Source organism: Pantoea sp. SM3640 (assembly GCF_015654165.1).
Taxonomy (GTDB): domain Bacteria; phylum Pseudomonadota; class Gammaproteobacteria; order Enterobacterales; family Enterobacteriaceae; genus Pantoea; species Pantoea vagans.
The window spans coordinates 3,851,039-3,870,798 of record NZ_CP064872.1 but is presented as its reverse complement, the minus strand read 5'-3'; the positions used below and the strand labels follow the sequence as shown (position 1 = coordinate 3,870,798).

Annotated in this window: 19 protein-coding genes; 17 read left to right on the top strand and 2 right to left on the bottom strand. The window is 55.5% G+C overall.

Annotated elements, in window-relative coordinates; all coding sequences use genetic code 11:
* Positions 1-123: 123 nt before the first annotated feature.
* The 17 genes from atpI (at position 124) to IV493_RS17810 (ending at position 16,725) form a co-directional block, all read left to right on the top strand.
* The gene (gene atpI / locus IV493_RS17890) at positions 124-504 is read left to right on the top strand and encodes a F0F1 ATP synthase subunit I (protein WP_013359561.1); all 381 of its coding nucleotides are present in this window, start codon (positions 124-126) and stop codon (positions 502-504) included.
* 8 nt (positions 505-512) lie between these two features.
* Positions 513-1,331, top strand: a complete 819-nt coding sequence (atpB, locus tag IV493_RS17885; protein WP_003849506.1) for a F0F1 ATP synthase subunit A — start codon at positions 513-515, stop codon at positions 1,329-1,331.
* A gap of 105 nt (positions 1,332-1,436) precedes the next feature.
* Positions 1,437-1,676, top strand: coding sequence for a F0F1 ATP synthase subunit C (gene atpE / locus IV493_RS17880; protein ID WP_003849523.1), 240 nt, complete (start codon positions 1,437-1,439; stop codon positions 1,674-1,676).
* Positions 1,677-1,783: 107 nt separating this feature from the next.
* Positions 1,784-2,254, top strand: a complete 471-nt coding sequence (atpF, locus tag IV493_RS17875; protein WP_003849528.1) for a F0F1 ATP synthase subunit B — start codon at positions 1,784-1,786, stop codon at positions 2,252-2,254.
* A gap of 14 nt (positions 2,255-2,268) precedes the next feature.
* Positions 2,269-2,802, top strand: coding sequence for a F0F1 ATP synthase subunit delta (gene atpH, locus IV493_RS17870; RefSeq protein WP_033784344.1), 534 nt, complete (start codon positions 2,269-2,271; stop codon positions 2,800-2,802).
* A 14-nt stretch (positions 2,803-2,816) separates the two neighbouring features.
* The gene (atpA, locus tag IV493_RS17865; RefSeq protein WP_003849532.1) at positions 2,817-4,358 is read left to right on the top strand and encodes a F0F1 ATP synthase subunit alpha; all 1,542 of its coding nucleotides are present in this window, start codon (positions 2,817-2,819) and stop codon (positions 4,356-4,358) included.
* 52 nt (positions 4,359-4,410) lie between these two features.
* Positions 4,411-5,277: a F0F1 ATP synthase subunit gamma gene (gene atpG, locus IV493_RS17860; RefSeq protein WP_003849534.1), complete on the top strand. Its 867-nt coding sequence runs from the start codon at positions 4,411-4,413 to the stop codon at positions 5,275-5,277.
* Positions 5,278-5,307: 30 nt separating this feature from the next.
* Positions 5,308-6,705 (top strand): F0F1 ATP synthase subunit beta, encoded by a 1,398-nt coding sequence (gene atpD, locus IV493_RS17855; RefSeq protein WP_008926373.1) that lies wholly within the window; start codon positions 5,308-5,310, stop codon positions 6,703-6,705.
* 24 nt (positions 6,706-6,729) lie between these two features.
* On the top strand, positions 6,730-7,149 hold the full coding sequence (locus tag IV493_RS17850) for a F0F1 ATP synthase subunit epsilon (protein WP_008926374.1): 420 nt from the start codon (positions 6,730-6,732) through the stop codon (positions 7,147-7,149).
* Positions 7,150-7,309: 160 nt separating this feature from the next.
* The gene (gene glmU, locus IV493_RS17845) at positions 7,310-8,680 is read left to right on the top strand and encodes a bifunctional UDP-N-acetylglucosamine diphosphorylase/glucosamine-1-phosphate N-acetyltransferase GlmU (RefSeq protein ID WP_195857541.1); all 1,371 of its coding nucleotides are present in this window, start codon (positions 7,310-7,312) and stop codon (positions 8,678-8,680) included.
* Between the two features lie 154 nt (positions 8,681-8,834).
* Positions 8,835-10,664: a glutamine--fructose-6-phosphate transaminase (isomerizing) gene (gene glmS, locus IV493_RS17840; RefSeq protein WP_195857540.1), complete on the top strand. Its 1,830-nt coding sequence runs from the start codon at positions 8,835-8,837 to the stop codon at positions 10,662-10,664.
* A 165-nt stretch (positions 10,665-10,829) separates the two neighbouring features.
* Positions 10,830-11,873 (top strand): phosphate ABC transporter substrate-binding protein PstS, encoded by a 1,044-nt coding sequence (gene pstS / locus IV493_RS17835; RefSeq protein ID WP_033784347.1) that lies wholly within the window; start codon positions 10,830-10,832, stop codon positions 11,871-11,873.
* An 86-nt stretch (positions 11,874-11,959) separates the two neighbouring features.
* On the top strand, positions 11,960-12,922 hold the full coding sequence (gene pstC / locus IV493_RS17830) for a phosphate ABC transporter permease PstC (RefSeq protein ID WP_013359566.1): 963 nt from the start codon (positions 11,960-11,962) through the stop codon (positions 12,920-12,922).
* Positions 12,919-13,809: a phosphate ABC transporter permease PstA gene (pstA, locus tag IV493_RS17825; RefSeq protein ID WP_013359567.1), complete on the top strand. Its 891-nt coding sequence runs from the start codon at positions 12,919-12,921 to the stop codon at positions 13,807-13,809. The genes pstC and pstA overlap by 4 nt, the downstream gene beginning before the upstream one ends.
* 44 nt (positions 13,810-13,853) lie before the next feature.
* Positions 13,854-14,627, top strand: coding sequence for a phosphate ABC transporter ATP-binding protein PstB (pstB, locus tag IV493_RS17820; protein WP_013359568.1), 774 nt, complete (start codon positions 13,854-13,856; stop codon positions 14,625-14,627).
* Between the two features lie 17 nt (positions 14,628-14,644).
* Positions 14,645-15,379: a phosphate signaling complex protein PhoU gene (gene phoU, locus IV493_RS17815; RefSeq protein WP_009088225.1), complete on the top strand. Its 735-nt coding sequence runs from the start codon at positions 14,645-14,647 to the stop codon at positions 15,377-15,379.
* Positions 15,380-15,486: 107 nt separating this feature from the next.
* On the top strand, positions 15,487-16,725 hold the full coding sequence (locus tag IV493_RS17810) for an MFS transporter (protein ID WP_195857539.1): 1,239 nt from the start codon (positions 15,487-15,489) through the stop codon (positions 16,723-16,725).
* Between the two features lie 112 nt (positions 16,726-16,837).
* Here IV493_RS17810 and xylB read toward each other — a convergent pair whose 3' ends face one another.
* Both xylB and xylA read right to left on the bottom strand, forming a co-directional pair.
* The gene (gene xylB, locus IV493_RS17805) at positions 16,838-18,280 is read right to left on the bottom strand and encodes a xylulokinase (protein WP_195857538.1); all 1,443 of its coding nucleotides are present in this window, start codon (positions 18,278-18,280) and stop codon (positions 16,838-16,840) included.
* Positions 18,281-18,297: 17 nt separating this feature from the next.
* Positions 18,298-19,620 (bottom strand): xylose isomerase, encoded by a 1,323-nt coding sequence (xylA, locus tag IV493_RS17800; RefSeq protein ID WP_195857537.1) that lies wholly within the window; start codon positions 19,618-19,620, stop codon positions 18,298-18,300.
* Between the last annotated feature and the right edge of the window lie 140 nt (positions 19,621-19,760).

The following is a 19,760-nucleotide window of genomic DNA, read 5'->3' as shown; positions in this document are numbered from 1 at the left end:
CGATTGAAATCGCAGGTGCGGCCCGTATAATTTGCACGGCTTTTGCTGCTTGACTCAACTGCGCAAAGGCAGTCTTATACGACACGCGACATACCCCTAATGGGGCAGGAGAGTATCAGCGTCATGTCAGTGTCTCTTTACAGTGTAAAATTCGCCCGAACGGTGCTGATGATTCAGCTGGTGACGATAGTCATCATCGGCGGACTCTTTGCTGTTAAAGATGTCACCTGGGGTGTCTCTGCTCTTGCTGGCGGAGCGGCAGCCTGGCTGCCAAACGTATTGTTTTTGTTTTTAGCCTGGCGCCTGCAGGGGCAACCCCCCGCTTCGGGGCGAGTCGCGTGGAGCTTCGCTTTAGGTGAAATTGCTAAAGTGTTTGCGACCATCATTTTGCTCATTGTGGCGTTGGGTCTGTTCGGGGCGGTCTTCTGGCCGGTCGGAATAACCTGGTTATCGGTGCTGGTGGTTCAAATGCTGGCACCGGCGGTAATTAACAACAAAGGGTAAGAGGCATCATGGCTGCAGGAGAAATCTCTACTCCGCAAGAGTACATTGGTCACCACCTGACTCATCTTCAGTTGGACCTGCGTACCTTCGAGTTAGTGAATCCGCACGACGCTCCCGCGACGTTCTGGGTATTAAATATCGATTCCATGTTTTTCTCTATGGTGCTGGGAATCATCTTCCTGGTGTTGTTCCGTAGCGTGGCGAAGTCTGCTACCAGCGGTGTACCAGGGAAAATGCAGGCGGCTATCGAACTGGTTGTCGGTTTCGTTGATAGTAACGTGCGCGACATGTATCACGGTAAGAGCAAACTTATCGCCCCGCTGGCTCTGACAATTTTTGTCTGGGTCTTCCTGATGAACTTCATGGATCTGCTGCCAATCGACCTGCTGCCATATATTGGTGAGCACGTATTGGGGTTACCGGCGCTGCGCGTCGTACCGTCTGCAGACGTGAACATCACGCTATCTATGGCGTTGGGCGTATTTATTTTGATTCTGTTCTACAGCATCAAAATGAAAGGCATTGGCGGCTTCACGAAAGAGCTGACGCTGCAGCCTTTTAACCACCCGATCTTCATCCCGATCAACCTGATTCTGGAAGGTGTAAGCCTTCTGTCTAAGCCTGTGTCACTGGGTTTACGACTGTTCGGTAACATGTATGCGGGTGAACTGATCTTTATCCTTATTGCCGGTCTGTTGCCGTGGTGGTCGCAGTGGGTGCTGAATGTGCCGTGGGCCATTTTCCACATCCTGATCATTTCGCTACAGGCTTTCATTTTCATGGTCCTCACGATTGTCTATCTGTCGATGGCATCTGAAGAGCATTGATTTTTTTCTCAACACTACTTTCCCTCTTGATTCCGGGTTGCAGCGTACTCCGCTGAAGCCCGGAAGATGAAGGGAGCATTTAACTGAAACAAACTGGAGACTGTCATGGAAAACCTGAATATGGATCTGCTGTACATGGCTGCCGCTGTGATGATGGGCCTGGCGGCAATCGGTGCTGCGATCGGTATCGGCATCCTCGGAGGAAAATTCCTGGAAGGCGCTGCTCGTCAGCCTGACCTGATTCCTCTGCTGCGTACGCAGTTCTTTGTTGTAATGGGTCTGGTGGATGCAATCCCGATGATCGCTGTTGGTCTGGGTCTGTACGTGATGTTTGCTGTCGCCTAAAGCCCTGTGTTCACTCAGCGCACAATGTGCAGGGGTGAACGGATTCTGCCGCTTATCACAACGATAACGGCAGAAAAGTTAAATACTCAATCTAGAGGCATTGTGCTGTGAACATTAATGCAACAATCCTCGGCCAGGCTATCGCGTTCATCCTGTTTGTCGCGTTCTGCATGAAGTACGTATGGCCGCCGCTCATGGCTGCTATCGAAAAGCGCCAGAAAGAAATTGCTGAAGGCCTTGCTTCTGCTGAACGTGCAAAGAAAGATTTGGATCTCGCGCAGGCTAATGCGACCGACCAGCTGAAAAAAGCCAAAGAAGACGCTCAGGTCATTATCGAGCAAGCGAACAAGCGTCGCGCGCAGATTCTGGACGAAGCGAAAACCGAAGCTGAAAACGAACGTAATCGCATCGTGACACAAGCGCAGGCTGAAATTGATGCCGAACGTAAACGTGCACGTGAAGAACTGCGTAAGCAGGTTGCGTTGCTGGCTATGGCTGGCGCCGAGAAGATCATCGAACGCTCCGTGGATGAAGCTGCTAACAGCGACATCGTTGATAAACTGGTCGCTGAACTGTAAGGAGGGAGGGGCTGATGTCTGATCTGATTACTGTAGCTCGCCCCTACGCCAAAGCAGCTTTTGACTTTGCTGTTGAGCATCAAAGTATAGAACGCTGGCAACAGATGCTGGCGTTTGCCGCAGAAGTGGCTCGCAATGAACAGATGGCTGATCTTCTCTCCGGTGCATTAGCACCTGAAGCGCTGGCAGCGTCGTTTAACGCAGTCTGTGGTGATCAACTGGATGAACCCGCGCAGAACCTGATTAAGGTTATGGCGGAAAACGGACGTTTGACAGCGCTTCCGGCTGTACTGGCCCAATACATCGAACTGCGTGACGCTCATGAAGCCACCGCTGAAGTTGATGTTATCTCCGCCAGTACGCTGAGTGACGACCAGCTGAGTAAAATCAGCGCCGCGATGGAAAAACGTCTGTCACGCAAAGTTAAGCTGAATTGCAAAATTGATAAGTCTGTGATGGCAGGCGTGATCATCCGTTCGGGTGATCTGGTTATTGATGGCAGCGTACGCGGCCGTCTTGACCGTCTGGCTGACGTCTTGCAGTCTTAAGGGGACTGGAGCATATGCAACTGAATTCCACCGAAATCAGCGAACTGATCAAGCAGCGCATTGCTCAGTTCAATGTCGTGAGTGAAGCTCACAACGAAGGTACGATTGTTTCTGTAAGTGACGGTATCATCCGCGTACACGGCCTGGCCGATGTGATGCAGGGTGAGATGATTGCCCTGCCGGGTAACCGTTACGCTATCGCCCTGAACCTCGAGCGTGACTCGGTTGGTGCAGTGGTGATGGGTCCTTACGCTGACCTCGCCGAAGGCATGAAGGTTAAGTGTACTGGCCGTATTCTTGAAGTACCGGTAGGCCGTGGCCTGCTGGGCCGCGTTGTGAACACCCTGGGTGCGCCAATCGACGGTAAAGGCGCAATCGACAACGACGGTTTCTCACCGGTCGAAGTGATTGCACCTGGCGTTATCGATCGTCAGTCAGTCGACCAGCCGGTTCAGACCGGTTATAAGTCAGTCGATGCGATGATTCCAATCGGCCGTGGCCAGCGTGAGCTGATCATCGGTGACCGTCAGACCGGTAAAACCGCGATGGCGATCGATGCGATCATCAACCAGCGCGACTCAGGCATCAAGTGTGTCTATGTTGCGATTGGTCAGAAAGCCTCAACCATCTCTAACGTGGTTCGTAAGCTGGAAGAGCATGGCGCACTGCAGAACACCATCGTTGTTGTGGCGTCTGCTTCTGAATCAGCTGCACTGCAGTATCTCTCTCCGTACGCAGGTTGTGCGATGGGCGAATACTTCCGTGACCGTGGTGAAGACGCGCTGATCGTATACGATGACCTCTCCAAGCAGGCTATCGCTTACCGTCAAATCTCTCTGCTGCTGCGTCGTCCACCAGGCCGTGAAGCGTTTCCTGGCGACGTGTTCTATCTCCACTCCCGTCTGCTGGAACGTGCATCACGCGTAAGCGCTGATTATGTAGAGCGTTTCACCAATGGCGCAGTGACAGGTAAAACCGGTTCACTGACCGCGCTGCCGATCATCGAAACCCAGGCGGGCGACGTTTCTGCGTTCGTTCCGACCAACGTAATCTCGATTACTGATGGTCAGATCTTCCTGGAATCGAACCTGTTTAACTCCGGTATTCGTCCGGCCGTTAACCCAGGTATTTCGGTATCCCGCGTTGGTGGTGCTGCACAGACCAAGATCATCAAGAAACTGTCCGGTGGTATCCGTACCGCGCTGGCACAGTATCGTGAACTGGCGGCGTTCTCGCAGTTCGCATCTGATCTGGATGATGCCACCCGCAAACAGCTGAGCCATGGTCAGAAAGTGACCGAGCTGCTGAAGCAGAAACAGTATGCGCCGATGTCTGTCGCGCAGCAGGGTCTGGTTCTGTTCGCTGCAGAGCGTGGCTACCTGAACGACGTTGAACTGGCAAAAATTGGCAGCTTCGAAGCTGCACTGCTGGCCTTCGCCGATCGCGACCACGCTGAGCTGATGGCTGAAATCAACCAGTCGGGTAACTTTAACAACGATATCGAAGCGAAGCTGAAAGGCCTGATCGATACGTTTAAAGCAACCCAGTCCTGGTAATGTCTGGCGGCTTGTCTGAAAAGGCAGGCCGCAAGGCTTTGAGGAGAAGCTAATGGCCGGCGCAAAAGAGATACGAAGCAAGATTGGAAGCGTGAAAAACACGCAGAAGATCACCAAAGCGATGGAAATGGTCGCCGCCTCCAAGATGCGTAAAACGCAGGAACGCATGGCGGCCAGCCGTCCGTATGCAGACACCATGCGCAAAGTGATTGGTCACCTTGCGTTGGGTAATCTGGAATACAAGCACCCTTACCTGGAACAGCGCGACGTCAAGCGCGTCGGCTACCTGGTCGTTTCTACAGACCGCGGGCTTTGTGGTGGTTTGAACATTAACCTGTTCAAAAAATTACTGGCGGATATGAAGTCCTGGTCCGATAAAGGCGTGCAGAGCGATCTGTCGATTATCGGTTCAAAAGGGGCGTCATTCTTCAGTGCTGTGGGTGGCAACATTGTGGCGCAAGTCAGCGGCATGGGCGATAAACCTGCCCTGTCTGATCTGATTGGCCCGGTAAAAGTGATGTTGCAGGCTTATGATGAAGGCCGCATCGACAAACTGATGATCGTCAGTAACAAGTTCAATAACACCATGTCTCAGACTCCGACCATCACCCAACTGCTGCCGTTAGCGCCAGCGGAAGGTGAAGAAGAGATGAAGGCGAAGACCTGGGATTACCTGTACGAACCCGATCCGAAAGCGCTGCTGGATACCCTGCTGCGTCGTTATGTCGAATCGCAGGTTTATCAGGGTGTGGTGGAAAATCTGGCCAGTGAGCAGGCTGCACGTATGGTGGCGATGAAAGCCGCAACCGACAACGGCGGAAATCTGATCAAAGAGCTGCAGTTGGTATACAACAAAGCTCGTCAGGCCAGCATCACCCAGGAACTTACCGAGATCGTCTCGGGGGCCTCCGCGGTTTAACCAGGTTTGGAATTAGGTAGAGGATTCAAGATGGCAACTGGAAAGATTGTCCAGATTATCGGCGCCGTTGTTGACGTCGAATTCCCTCAGGACGCGGTACCGCAAGTGTACAGCGCCCTCGAGGTAATGAATGGTGATGCGCGTCTGGTGCTGGAAGTACAGCAGCAGCTCGGCGGCGGCGTAGTTCGTACCATCGCAATGGGGACGTCTGACGGCCTGAAGCGTGGTCTGAACGTCAACGACCTGCAGAAACCTATTCAGGTTCCGGTCGGTAAAGCGACCCTGGGCCGTATCATGAACGTTCTCGGCGAGCCAATCGACATGAAAGGCGAGCTGAAAGAAGAAGACGGCAGTGCAGTAGAGATCGCCTCTATTCACCGCGCAGCGCCTTCTTATGAAGATCAGTCTAACTCGCAGGAACTGCTGGAAACCGGCATCAAGGTTATCGACCTGATGTGTCCGTTTGCTAAAGGCGGTAAAGTGGGTCTTTTCGGTGGTGCGGGTGTCGGTAAAACCGTCAACATGATGGAACTGATCCGTAACATCGCGGCTGAACACTCAGGTTACTCTGTGTTTGCCGGTGTGGGTGAGCGTACTCGTGAGGGTAACGACTTCTACCACGAAATGACTGACTCAAACGTTATCGATAAAGTTGCGCTGGTCTATGGCCAGATGAACGAGCCGCCGGGTAACCGTCTGCGCGTTGCACTGACCGGTCTGACCATGGCGGAAAAATTCCGTGATGAAGGCCGCGACGTTCTGCTGTTCATCGATAACATCTACCGTTATACCCTGGCCGGTACAGAAGTTTCTGCACTGCTGGGTCGTATGCCATCTGCGGTAGGTTACCAGCCAACGCTGGCAGAAGAGATGGGCGTGTTGCAGGAGCGTATTACCTCCACCAAGACCGGTTCAATCACCTCCGTACAGGCCGTTTACGTCCCTGCGGATGACCTGACTGACCCGTCACCAGCAACCACCTTTGCGCACTTAGACTCAACGGTAACGCTGAGCCGTCAGATCGCTTCTCTGGGTATCTACCCGGCCGTTGACCCGCTGGATTCTACCAGCCGTCAGCTGGATCCGCTGGTTGTCGGTCAGGAACACTATGATGTTGCGCGTGGCGTTCAGTCACTGCTGCAGCGTTATCAGGAACTGAAAGACATCATCGCCATCCTCGGTATGGATGAGCTGTCTGAAGAAGACAAACTGCTGGTGGCACGTGCGCGTAAAATTCAGCGCTTCCTGTCTCAGCCGTTCTTCGTTGCGGAAGTATTCACCGGTTCACCGGGTAAATACGTTACGCTGAAAGACACTATCCGTGGCTTTAAAGGCATCATGGAAGGTGAGTTTGACCACCTGCCAGAGCAGGCCTTCTACATGGTTGGTGCCATCGAAGAAGCCGTGGAAAAAGCGAAGAAACTGTAATAACGGTTTCCCGGGAGGAAGATTATGGCTATGACTTATCACCTGGATGTGGTCAGCGCAGAGGAGCAGTTGTTCTCTGGTCTGGTACAGAAAATTCAGGTGTCAGGTAGCGAAGGTGAACTGGGGATTTTCCCTGGCCATGCGCCGCTGCTGACTGCCATTAAGCCTGGAATGATCCGTATCGTGAAACAGCACGGCGAAGAGGAGTATATCTACCTCTCTGGCGGCGTGCTGGAAGTGCAACCGGGCAGCAGCACCGTTCTGGCCGATACCGCGATTCGCGGTACCGATCTGGACGAAGCGCGAGCTCTGGAAGCAAAACGCAAAGCAGAAGAGCACATGAACAGCAGCCACGGCGACGTGGACTACGCTCAGGCCTCTGCCGAGCTGGCGAAAGCCATTGCTAAACTGCGCGTGATCGAACTGACCAAAAAAGCGATGTAATCCAGCTTTATGCGTCACGAAATGCCAGCCCTCGGGCTGGCATTTTTTTTGCCTGCGGTGCCCGATCTGCCCGTCCGCCTAATTTCGGCCTGAGAAAAATGTAGTAATCTCAACCCCAAACCGTTTTACTTTCACCCGTAAAAATTCACTCAGGATAGTTATGTCTAACAGTGCGATGAGTGTGGTGATCCTTGCTGCTGGCAAGGGCACCCGTATGTATTCCGATCTGCCTAAAGTTCTGCATACGCTGGCAGGCAAACCGATGGTTCAGCACGTCATTGATGCCGCCAAAGGGCTGGGCGCACAGCAGGTGCATCTGGTCTATGGTCACGGCGGCGATCGCCTGAAAGCGACACTTACCGACAGCACGCTGAACTGGGTACTGCAGTCTGAGCAGCTCGGCACTGGCCATGCCATGCAGCAGGCCGCGCCTGCCTTCGCCGATGATGAAGATATCATGATGCTCTATGGCGACGTGCCGCTGATCTCTCAGGCGACATTACAGCGTCTGCGCGAAGCAAAACCGCAGGGCGGCATTGGCTTACTTACCGTGGTACTGGACGACCCGACCGGCTATGGCCGCATCGTGCGTGAGAACAATACCATCACCGGCATTATCGAACAGAAAGATGCCAGCCCGGCGCAGCTCATGATTAAAGAGATCAACACCGGTATTCTGATCGCCAACGGCGGCGATTTAAAACGCTGGCTGTCACAGCTCACCAATAACAATGCGCAGGGTGAGTATTACATTACCGATATTATCGCGCTGGCACATCAGGAAGGTCGGGTGATCAACGCGGTTCATCCGGCACGCATCAGTGAAACCGATGGCGTGAATAACCGTCTGCAGCTGGCGACATTAGAACGCACATACCAGGCTGAACAGGCCGAAAAACTGCTGCTGGCCGGCGTGATGCTGCGCGATCCGGCACGGTTTGATCTGCGCGGGACGCTGGCGCATGGACGGGATGTCGAAATCGACACCAACGTTATTATTGAAGGCCGGGTCACGCTGGGCTCGCGCGTCAAAATCGGCGCGGGCTGCATCATCAAAAACAGCGTGATCGGCGATGATTGTGAAATCAGCCCCTATACAGTGATCGAGGATGCTCATCTCGCTACCGCCTGTACCGTCGGACCCTTTGCCCGTCTGCGTCCTGGCAGCGATTTGGCCGACGCTGCGCACGTGGGCAACTTCGTCGAAATGAAGAAAGCGCGTCTGGGCAAGGGATCGAAAGCGGGCCACCTCTCCTATCTTGGCGATGCGGAGATTGGCGACAACGTGAACATCGGTGCAGGCACTATCACCTGCAACTATGATGGCGCGAACAAATTCAAAACCGAGATTGGCGATGACGTATTTGTCGGCTCAGATACGCAGCTGGTGGCTCCGGTCAGCGTCGCGGCAGGTGCTACCATTGCGGCAGGCACCACCATCATGAAAGATGTGACCGAAGCCGGTCTGGTCTATAACCGTAAAGAGCAGAATCACAAAGCGGACTGGCAGCGTCCGGTGAAGAAAAAATAAAATTTTTAACGGCCCGCTTTATGCGGGCCGATACAGTGCAGTGCCAAAACTATAATCCCCACTCTCTACAAGGCTCGGGGAACCGGCAAAGCCGGATATCAGGTCGCATGACAACAGAAGTGGCGAAAAGCCATGTAGTCAGGAAAACATCATTATGTGTGGAATTGTTGGTGCAGTAGCGCAACGCGATATCGCAGAGATTCTGCTGGAAGGTCTGCGTCGTCTTGAATATCGCGGATATGATTCGGCCGGTCTGGCCGTGGTCGATCGTCAGGGGCACGTCACGCGCCTGCGGCGGTTAGGGAAAGTGCAGAAACTGGCGGAAGCCGCTGAACAGCAGCCGCTGATCGGTGGTACCGGCATCGCGCACACGCGCTGGGCAACTCATGGCGAGCCGTCGGAAGCAAATGCGCATCCGCACGTCTCAGAGCACATCATCATCGTGCACAACGGCATCATCGAAAACCATGAGCCGCTGCGTGCTGAGCTGATCGAACGCGGCTACGTTTTTGCCTCTGAAACCGACACCGAAGTGGTGGCGCATCTGGTTCACTGGGAGCAGAAGCAGGGCGGTTCGCTGCGCGAAGTCGTATTGCGCGTGATCCCACAACTGCGTGGTGCTTATGGCATGGTGATCATGGACAGCCGCGATCCGTCGCTGCTGGTGGCAGCCCGTTCCGGCAGCCCGCTGGTGATTGGCCGTGGCATGGGCGAAAACTTTATCGCCTCGGATCAGCTGGCCCTGCTGCCGGTGACCCGCCGCTTCATCTATCTGGAAGAGGGTGATATCGCCGAGATCAGTCGTCGTGATGTGACGGTGATCGACCGTGAAGGCAATACCGTGACGCGTGCCGAGATCGAATCGAACCTGCAATATGACGCCGGTGATAAAGGTATTTACCGTCACTACATGCAGAAAGAGATCTACGAACAGCCGATGGCGCTGAAAAGCACCCTGAGTGGGCGCTTCAGTCAGGGGCAGGTTGACCTCAGCGAGCTGGGCGCGGGCGCTGAAGCACTGCTGAGTCAGGTGGAGCATATCCAGATTATCGCCTGCGGCACCTCTTATAATTCCGGGATGGTGTCACGCTACTGGTTTGAGTCGCTGGCAAATATCCCCTGTGACGTGGAGATCGCCTCAGAGTTCCGCTATCGCAAGTCAGCGGTGCGCAAAAACAGCCTGCTGATCACCCTGTCACAGTCGGGTGAAACGGCAGATACCCTGGCAGCGCTGCGTCTCTCGAAACAGCTGGGCTACCTGGGGTCGCTGGCCGTCTGCAACGTGGCGGGTTCGTCACTGGTGCGGGAATCTGACCTGGCACTGATGACCAAAGCGGGCACCGAAATCGGCGTCGCCTCCACCAAAGCGTTCACCACTCAGTTAGCGGTGCTGCTGATGCTGGTGGCGAAACTGGGTCGTCTGAAAGGGATGTCTGTGGAGACTGAGCATGAGATCGTTCATGCCCTGCAGGCGTTGCCGAACCGGATTGAGCAGATGCTGGCGCAGGATAAGCTGATTGAGAATCTGGCCGAAGGCTTCTCTGACAAGCATCACGCGCTGTTCCTGGGCCGTGGCGATCAATACCCGATTGCCATGGAAGGGGCGCTGAAGCTCAAGGAGATCTCCTACATTCATGCGGAAGCCTACGCCGCAGGCGAGCTGAAACATGGCCCGCTGGCGCTGATTGATGCGGACATGCCGGTGATCGTAGTGGCACCTAACAACGAACTGCTGGAGAAGCTGAAATCCAACATCGAAGAGGTGCGCGCACGCGGCGGCCTGCTCTATGTGTTTGCCGATCAGGATGCGGGTTTCAGCGACAGTGACGGGATGAAGATTATCCCGCTGCCGCATGTTGAAGAGGTGATTGCGCCGATCTTCTACACCGTGCCGTTGCAGTTACTCTCCTATCACGTTGCCCTGATCAAAGGCACCGACGTCGATCAGCCGCGTAACCTGGCAAAATCGGTTACCGTGGAATAACCTGGTGGGCCCCGTCGCGGGCCCACTTCATTCTGGCCCTTTGTCATATAACTGTCATATTTCGTACATTTCACTGTCATCAAACTGTCCTATTTTCCCTCCTGCAGCAATCACAGACTCTTACTAAAACGGCCCCTAGCCTGACTTTTCTCCCCTGGAGGGAATATGACACTGATGCGTAGCACCGTAGCCCGAATCCTCGCCACCACCTTCGCCGTAAGCGCGGTATCTGCTTTTGCGGCCACCGATCTCACCGGTGCAGGCGGGACGTTCCCGGCGCCGGTTTATGCCAAGTGGGCAGCAGAATATCAGCAAGCCACCGGTAGCAAAATTAACTACCAGGGCATCGGTTCATCTGGCGGCGTGAAACAGATCATTGCCAAAACCGTTGATTTCGGTGCGTCCGATGCGCCAATGAAAGATGAAGATCTGCAGAAAAATGGTCTGTTCCAGTTCCCTACCGTGATCGGTGGTGTGGTACTGGCGGTTAACCTGCCGGGCATCAAGTCAGGCCAGCTGACGCTGGATGGCAAAACTGTGGGGGATATCTACCTCGGCACCATCAAAAAGTGGAACGACCCGGCGATTGCCAAACTTAACCCGGGCGTGAAACTGCCAGAGACCAACATCAACGTGGTGCGTCGCGCTGATGGTTCAGGCACCTCGTTCGTCTTCACCAGCTATCTGGCGAAGGTAAACCAGGACTGGAACAGCAAAATCGGTAAAGGCAACACTGTTAACTGGCCGGTGGGTCTGGGCGGTAAAGGCAACGACGGCGTCGCTGCATTTGTTCAGCGTCTGCCGGGTTCAATCGGCTATGTGGAATACGCCTACGCCAAACAGAACAACCTGACCTACACCAAACTGATCGATGCCGATGGTAAAGCGGTCGCGCCAAGCGAAACCAGCTTCAGTAATGCCGCGAAAGGCGCTGACTGGAGCAAATCGTTCGCGCAGGATCTGACCTTCCAGAAGGGCGCGGATGCCTGGCCAATCTCCTCAACCACCTTCATTCTGATCTACAAAGATCAGGCGAATGCGGCTAAAGGCGCTGAAGTACTGAAGTTCTTCGACTGGGCTTACAAAAGCGGCAGCAAAACCGCTACAGCGCTGGATTATGCTGCGCTGCCAGAGAGCGTGACCGAGCAGATTCGCGCCGCCTGGAAAGCCAACATCAAAGACAGTTCTGGTAAAGCGCTTTATCAGTAATTGACCGACCCTGGCCGGACGGCTGTCCGGTCAGACCCAACGGGCGGCTCATGCCGCCCTGATAACTTCTGAAGACTGAGACTTCTATGGCTGCAACGAAGCCGGCATTCAAAGCCCCAGGCAAACAAGGTGACAGAATTTTTGGCGCGCTGGTCAGGCTGGCTGCGCTGATTGTGCTGTTACTGATGGGCGGCATTATTGTCTCCCTGATCATCTCCTCGTGGCCCAGCATCCAGAAGTTTGGTTTCGCCTTTTTGTGGACCAAAACCTGGGATGCGCCCAACGAACAATTTGGCGCACTGGTTCCGATCTACGGCACCCTTGTGACCTCCATTATCGCCCTGATTATCGCCGTGCCGGTGAGTTTTGGTATCGCGCTGTTCCTGACTGAACTCGCGCCAGGCTGGCTGCGTCGCCCGCTGGGTACCGCCATTGAGCTGCTGGCAGCAATTCCGAGCATCGTTTACGGCATGTGGGGCCTGTTTGTCTTCGCACCACTGTTTGCCGAATATTTCCAGACACCGGTTAACGACGTGATGTCGGGTATTCCGATTGTCGGCGAGCTCTTTTCCGGCCCCGCTTTCGGTATCGGTATCCTCGCGGCGGGAGTGATTCTGGCGATCATGATCATCCCCTACATCGCCTCGGTGATGCGCGACGTCTTTGAGCAGACCCCGGTAATGATGAAAGAGTCAGCCTACGGCATCGGCTGCACCACCTGGGAAGTGATCTGGCGCATCGTCCTGCCATTTACCAAAAACGGTGTGATTGGCGGCGTAATGCTGGGACTGGGTCGTGCGCTGGGTGAAACCATGGCAGTGACCTTTATTATCGGCAACACCTACCAGCTCGACAGCCCGTCGCTGTTTATGCCGGGTAACAGCATCACCTCGGCGCTGGCCAACGAGTTTGCGGAAGCGGAATCGGGTGTCCATGTCGCCGCGCTGATGGAGCTGGGCCTGATCCTGTTTGTGATTACCTTTATCGTACTGGCGATTTCAAAGCTGATGATTATGCGACTGGCGAAAAGTGAAGGAGCGCGCTCATGACCACGATTGAAATTCAGGCGCGCGCCGAACTGGACGCATCACGTCGTAAAATGCAGTCCTGGCGCAGCACGAAAAATAAAATTGCACTGACGCTGTCGCTGCTGACCATGGCGTTTGGCCTGTTCTGGCTGGTGTGGATCCTTTTCACCACCGTATCGCGTGGCGTGGATGGGCTGTCATGGTCCCTGTTCACCGAATCAACGCCACCACCGAATACGGCGGGCGGCGGGCTGGCGAATGCCCTGGCAGGCAGTGGCTTGCTGATTTTCTGGTCGACCTTTTTCGGCACGCCGCTGGGCATCATGGCCGGGATTTATCTGGCGGAATATGGGCGCAAATCGGCCCTGTCAGAAGTGATCCGCTTTATTAACGACATTCTGCTTTCTGCCCCCTCCATTGTGGTCGGCTTGTTCGTCTACACCCTGGTGGTGTCCCAGATGCAGCACTTCTCCGGCTGGGCCGGGGTAATTGCGCTGGCGCTGCTGCAGGTGCCGATTGTGATTCGTACCACCGAAAATATGCTGCGGCTGGTGCCAGACAGCATGCGTGAAGCGGCTTATGCGCTTGGCACGCCCAAGTGGAAGATGATTTCGGCCATCACCCTGAAAGCCTCGGTCTCGGGCATCATCACCGGCGTGCTGCTGGCGATTGCCCGCATCGCAGGGGAAACGGCTCCGCTGCTGTTTACGGCGCTGTCGAACCAGTTCTGGAGCACCGACATGATGCAGCCGCTGGCAAACCTGCCGGTCACCATTTTTAAGTTCGCCATGAGCCCGTTCGCCGAATGGCAGAGCCTGGCCTGGGCGGGCGTGCTGATCATTACCCTCTGCGTGCTGCTGCTGAATATTGTGGCACGGGTGATTTTCGCCAAAGGTAAACACGGTTAACTTCCGGCGTGGCCCTGCGCGGCGCCGAATAAGAGAGATTAATTATGAGTATCGCGACAGCAACAGCCGATAAAATTCAGGTCCGTAATCTGAACTTCTATTACGGCAAGTTTCATGCGCTGAAGAACATTAACCTGGATATCGCTAAGAATCAGGTCACCGCGTTTATCGGCCCATCGGGCTGTGGTAAGTCGACCCTGCTACGTACCTTCAATAAGATGTACTCGCTCTATCCGGAGCAGCGGGCCGAAGGGGACATTCTGCTGGATGGCGAAAACATTCTGGCGACACAGCAGGATATTGCGCTGCTGCGCGCCCGCGTCGGCATGGTATTCCAGAAGCCGACGCCGTTCCCGATGTCGATCTATGACAACATCGCCTTTGGCGTCCGCCTGTTTGAAAAGCTGTCGCGTGCCGATATGGATGAGCGCGTCCAGTGGGCGCTGACCAAAGCGGCGCTGTGGAATGAAACCAAAGACAAGCTGCATCAGAGCGGTTACAGTCTCTCCGGCGGCCAGCAGCAGCGGTTGTGCATTGCGCGTGGCATCGCGATTCGGCCGGAAGTCTTACTGCTGGATGAGCCCTGCTCCGCACTGGATCCCATCTCCACTGGCCGTATTGAGGAGCTGATCACCGAGCTGAAGCAGGACTATACCGTGGTGATCGTGACGCACAATATGCAGCAGGCGGCACGCTGCTCTGACCATACTGCTTTCATGTATCTGGGCGAACTGATTGAGTTCAGCGACACCGACACGCTGTTCACCAAGCCCGCGCAGAAACAAACCGAAGACTACATTACTGGCCGCTACGGCTGATCTGACAGGAGATCGACATGGATAATCTGAATCTGAATAAGCACATCTCCGGTCAGTTCAATGCCGAACTGGAGCATATCCGAACTCAGGTAATGATCATGGGCGGCATGGTCGAGCAGCAACTGACCGATGCGATTACCGCCATGCATAATCTGGATGGCGAGCTGGCGCAGCGGGTGATCGACGGCGACCAGAAGGTCAATATGATGGAAGTGGAGATTGATGAAGCCTGCGTGCGCATCATCGCCAAACGTCAGCCAACCGCGATCGATTTGCGGCTGGTGATGGCGATCATCAAAACCATTTCCGAGCTGGAGCGCATTGGTGACGTAGCGGAGAAAATCAGCCGCACGGCGCTGGAGAAGTTTGGTCAGCAGCATCTTCCCCTGCTGGTGAGCCTTGAGTCGCTGGGTCGTCACACCGTGCAGATGCTGCATGATGTGCTGGACGCTTTCGCGCGAATGGATCTCAATGAAGCGATCACTATCTACCGTGAAGACAAAAAGGTGGATAAAGAGTACGAAGGCATTGTGCGCCAGCTGATGACCTACATGATGGAAGATCCGCGCACGATTCCCAGCGTGCTGACAGCGCTGTTCTGCGCCCGCGCGATTGAGCGCATCGGCGATCGCTGCCAGAACATCTGCGAAATTATCTTCTACTTCGTCAAAGGTCAGGATTTCCGTCACGTGGGTGGAGATCGGCTCGATGAATTACTGTCAGGTGACGATGGCAGCAACCGCCCTTCCTGATCCATCTTATCCCTGTGCCGGAGCGGCGCAGGGATAAGCCTTTTCAATTGGTCACATCCTGAACTCTCTTTATAATTGCGGCACTTTTCTTTCAGAGGTGCGCAACGATGTCCCCTTCTCCCCAATCTAAGCCGGGCGTAACGCCGGGCAAAGCGATGCTGGCTGCGGTCAGCGGTTATGCCATGGATGGATTTGACCTGCTGATACTCGGCTTTATGCTGCCGGCTATCAGTGTTTCGCTGGCGCTCAATCCATCACAGGCGGGATCGCTGGTGACATGGACGCTGATTGGCGCGGTTATCGGTGGCATCGTCTTCGGTCATCTCAGCGACCGTTATGGCCGTATCCGCATGCTGACCGTCACGATTCTGGTCTTCTCGATCTTTACCGGCCTGTGCGCGGTGGCGCAGGGCTACTGGGACCTGCTCGCCTGGCGAACGCTGGCAGGTGTGGGCCTGGGTGGCGAATTCGGTATCGGCATGGCGCTGATTGCCGAAGCCTGGCCTGCTGAGAAGCGTAACCGCGCCTCAGCGTGGGTCGGTATCGGCTGGCAGCTCGGCGTGCTGATGGCAGCCTTTATCACGCCGCCGCTGCTGAATATCATCGGCTGGCGCGGCATGTTCCTGGTCGGATTATTACCGGCGCTGGTCTCGTTTGCCATTCGTCGCGGCATGGGCGAACCGGAGGCGTTTCAGCGGCAGGTTAAACATGTGCCGTCGCTCTCGTTTCCGGCGCGCCTGAAGCTGCTGGTGCGCGACTGCGCGACCGCCAAAGCCAGTCTCGGTATTTTTATCCTCTGTTCAGTCCAGAACTTTGGTTACTACGGGCTGATGATCTGGATGCCGAGTTACCTCTCTTCCAGCTTTGGCTTTAGCCTGACGAAATCTGGCCTCTGGACTGCGGTAACCGTGGTCGGGATGACCTTCGGCATCTGGTTGTTTGGCGTGCTGGCCGACCGCTTTGCGCGCTGGAAAATCTTCCTGCTCTATCAGTTTGGTGCCGTCGTGATGGTGGTGGTTTATGCTCAGCTGCGCGACCCTGACATCATGCTGTTTACCGGTGCGATCATGGGAATGTTTGTTAACGGCATGATTGGCGGCTATGGCGCGTTGATTTCCGATACCTTCCCGCCGCAGGTGCGTGCCACCGCGCAAAACGTCCTGTTCAACCTGGGTCGTGGCGTGGGCGGCTTCGGCCCGGTGGTGATTGGTCTGCTGGCGAGCCAGTTCTCTTTCACCGCGGCGATTACCCTGCTGGCGCTGATCTACCTGCTGGATATTGCGGCAACGCTGTTCCTGCTGCCGAAGAAACAGGGTCAGGAAGATACGCTGGGCGCGATTGGCTGATGCGAAGTGCGCGTTCGCCGGATGATTTTCTCCCGGCAACAACAGATCAGGGATGATGGTCATCCGCTAAGCAGGACGCCAGGCAAAACGGTTCAGATGCCTGGCGTCCTCTTTATTTCATCAGCGGCAGGAGCTGCTGATACAGGGTCGCAAACGTCTCACGACGCGGCTGATAGTACGCCCTCCTGGCCGGATCGGGCTGATGGCGCTGCACCAGCGCCGGCCGTGGAACGGTGACGTCGGCGTCAAGCGCCTGCTGCGCCAGCCTTGCTGCCCCCAGCGCCGGACCAACGTCACCGCCGTGGCAGTAATCCAGCGTCTGACCACTGATGTCTGCCAGCATCTGACGCCACAGGGCACTGCGTGCGCCACCGCCGATCAGCATAATACTATTTGGCTGAACGCCACACTCATGCAGCACGTCCATGCCCTGCGCCAGGGCGAACCCTACGCCTTCCAGCACCGATCGTGCCAGCTCGGGACGACCATGCTGGTGAGTAAAGCCAAAGAAAGCGCCCCGGGCACCGGGGTTGTTATACGGCGTGCGTTCACCGGAAAGATAGGGCAGAAACCATAGCCCTGGCTCGTCATCGCGTGCGCGCGCCGCTTCAGCCAGCAGTTCTGGAACATCTTTGCATCCGGTCAGCGTGGCTGCCCAGTCGAGACAGGAAGCCGCACTGAGCATCACCGACATCAGATGCCAGCGCTGCGGTAACGCATGACAGAAGCTGTGAACCGCGCGTTCCGGATTGCTGAGATAGCCGTCGCTCACCACGAAGTAGACGCCCGACGTCCCCAGCGACAGCATCCCCTGGCCCGGTTCGGTCATACCGACACCAACAGCGCCCGCGGCATTGTCACCACCGCCAGCGGCCAGCGGCACCGTGTTCATCTTCCAGCGCGTCGCCAGATCGGCATGCAACGTGCCGGTCAGGGCATTGCCTTCACAGAGTTGCGGCATCTGATCGCGGCTGAGGTCGCAGGCGCGCAGCATCACATCGCTCCAGTCACGCTGCGCTACATCCAGCCACATCGTCCCTGCGGCATCGGACATATCGGTGGCGAAGTCGTCACTCAATCGCCAGCGCAGATAATCCTTGGGCAACAGCACATGCGCGATCTGACTGAAGATGGCCGGTTCATGCTGCTGCACCCACAGCAGCTTGGGGGCCGTGAAGCCGGGCATCATCAGATTGCCGGTGATCGCCCGTGAATCCGGCACCTTCTGCTCCAGCTCACGGCACTGCGCCTCGCTGCGCCCGTCATTCCAGAGCATGGCCGGACGCAATACCTGGTTAGCGCTGTCGAGCAGCGTGGCACCATGCATCTGTCCGCTCAGCCCGATAGCCTGCACCGTACGCAGGTTTTGCTGTGCGCTCAGCGCCTGCATGGCTGAATCCAGCGCCTGCCACCAGCTTTCAGGATCCTGCTCGCTCCACAAGGGCTGCGGACGCGAAACCTGCAGCGGCGACGTCTCTGTCGCCACCACGTTGCCCTGTGCATCCATCAGCACCACTTTGATGCCAGAGGTTCCTAAATCGATCCCGATAAACATGCGCTGCTCCTGAAGGGTCAGAAATCAAACAGGTAGTGATTCACCAGATTTTCCAGCTGCTCCTGACGCCCGCTCTGATGCTGCGGATTGAACTGCTGTTGCTGAGCATGCGCCGCCAGCGCCTCCAGTGAAAACTCACCTTTCAGAATTTGCTGGCCGAACTCACCATTCCAGCCACTGTAGCGCTGCGCCACACGCTTATCGAGTTCACCGTCGCTAATCATGCGGGCCGCCACTTTCAGCGCCAGCGCCATGGTGTCCATCGCGCCGATATGGCCGTAGAAGAGATCATATTTATCGGTGCTCTGACGACGCACTTTGGCATCAAAGTTTAAGCCGCCAGTGGTAAAGCCGCCCGCCTTAAGGATTTCGTACATCACCAGCGCGTTTTCTTCCACGCTGACCGGGAACTGATCGGTATCCCAGCCGCACTGCGGATCGCCGCGGTTAGCATCCACGGAACCAAAAATACCCAGCGCAATGGCCGTCGCAATTTCATGATGGAAAGAGTGACCGGCCAGCGTGGCGTGGTTCGCCTCAACGTTAACTTTGATCTCTTTCTCCAGTCCGAACTGTTTCAGGAAGCCATAAACTGTCGCGACATCGTAGTCATATTGATGTTTGGTCGGCTCCTGCGGTTTGGGTTCGATCAGCAGCGTTCCCTGGAAGCCAATTTTGTGTTTGTGCTCGACCACCATCTGCATAAAGCGGCCAATCTGCTCGCGCTCCTGGCGAAGATCGGTATTCAGTAGAGTTTCATAGCCTTCGCGCCCGCCCCACAACACATAGTTTTCACCGCCCAGGGTTTTGGTCGCCTGCATGGCGCTGCAGACCTGCGTCGCCGCCCAGGCAAAGACCTCCGGATCGGGATTGGTGGCAGCGCCCGCACCGTAGCGCGGATGGGTGAAGCAGTTAGCCGTACCCCATAACAGTTTCACGCCGGTCTCCTGCTGTTTCTCCAGCAGTTTATCGGTCATGGCAGCAAAGTTTTCTTTGTAACTGTGCAGCGAATCACCCTCCGGTGAGACATCAACGTCATGGAAGCAGTACCACGGCACATTCAGCTTATGGAAAAACTCAAAGGCGACATCCGCTTTCAGTTTTGCCTGCTGTAGCGCATCCCCGTTTTTCTGCCACGGACGATCAAAGGCACCGACGCCAAACATATCCGCGCCATTCCAGCAGAAGGTGTGCCAGTAACAGGCAGCAAAGCGCAGATGCTCCGCCATGGTCTTGTCGAGGATGACCTCATCGGGATTGTAGTGGCGGAAAGCGAGAGGATGCGTCGACTGGGTGCCTTCATAACGAACCCGATCGATCTGATCGAAATAAGCGTGCATGGTTTGCTCCTTAGCATCAGTACCCGGATGGTCTGCGTTGAAGCAATATTCAATATGGGCTGTAACCTCAGCTCAATTACGATATTTCATTACGGGTGTCAGATAATTATTATTTGTGCGCTGGCTCGCAAAATAATGTT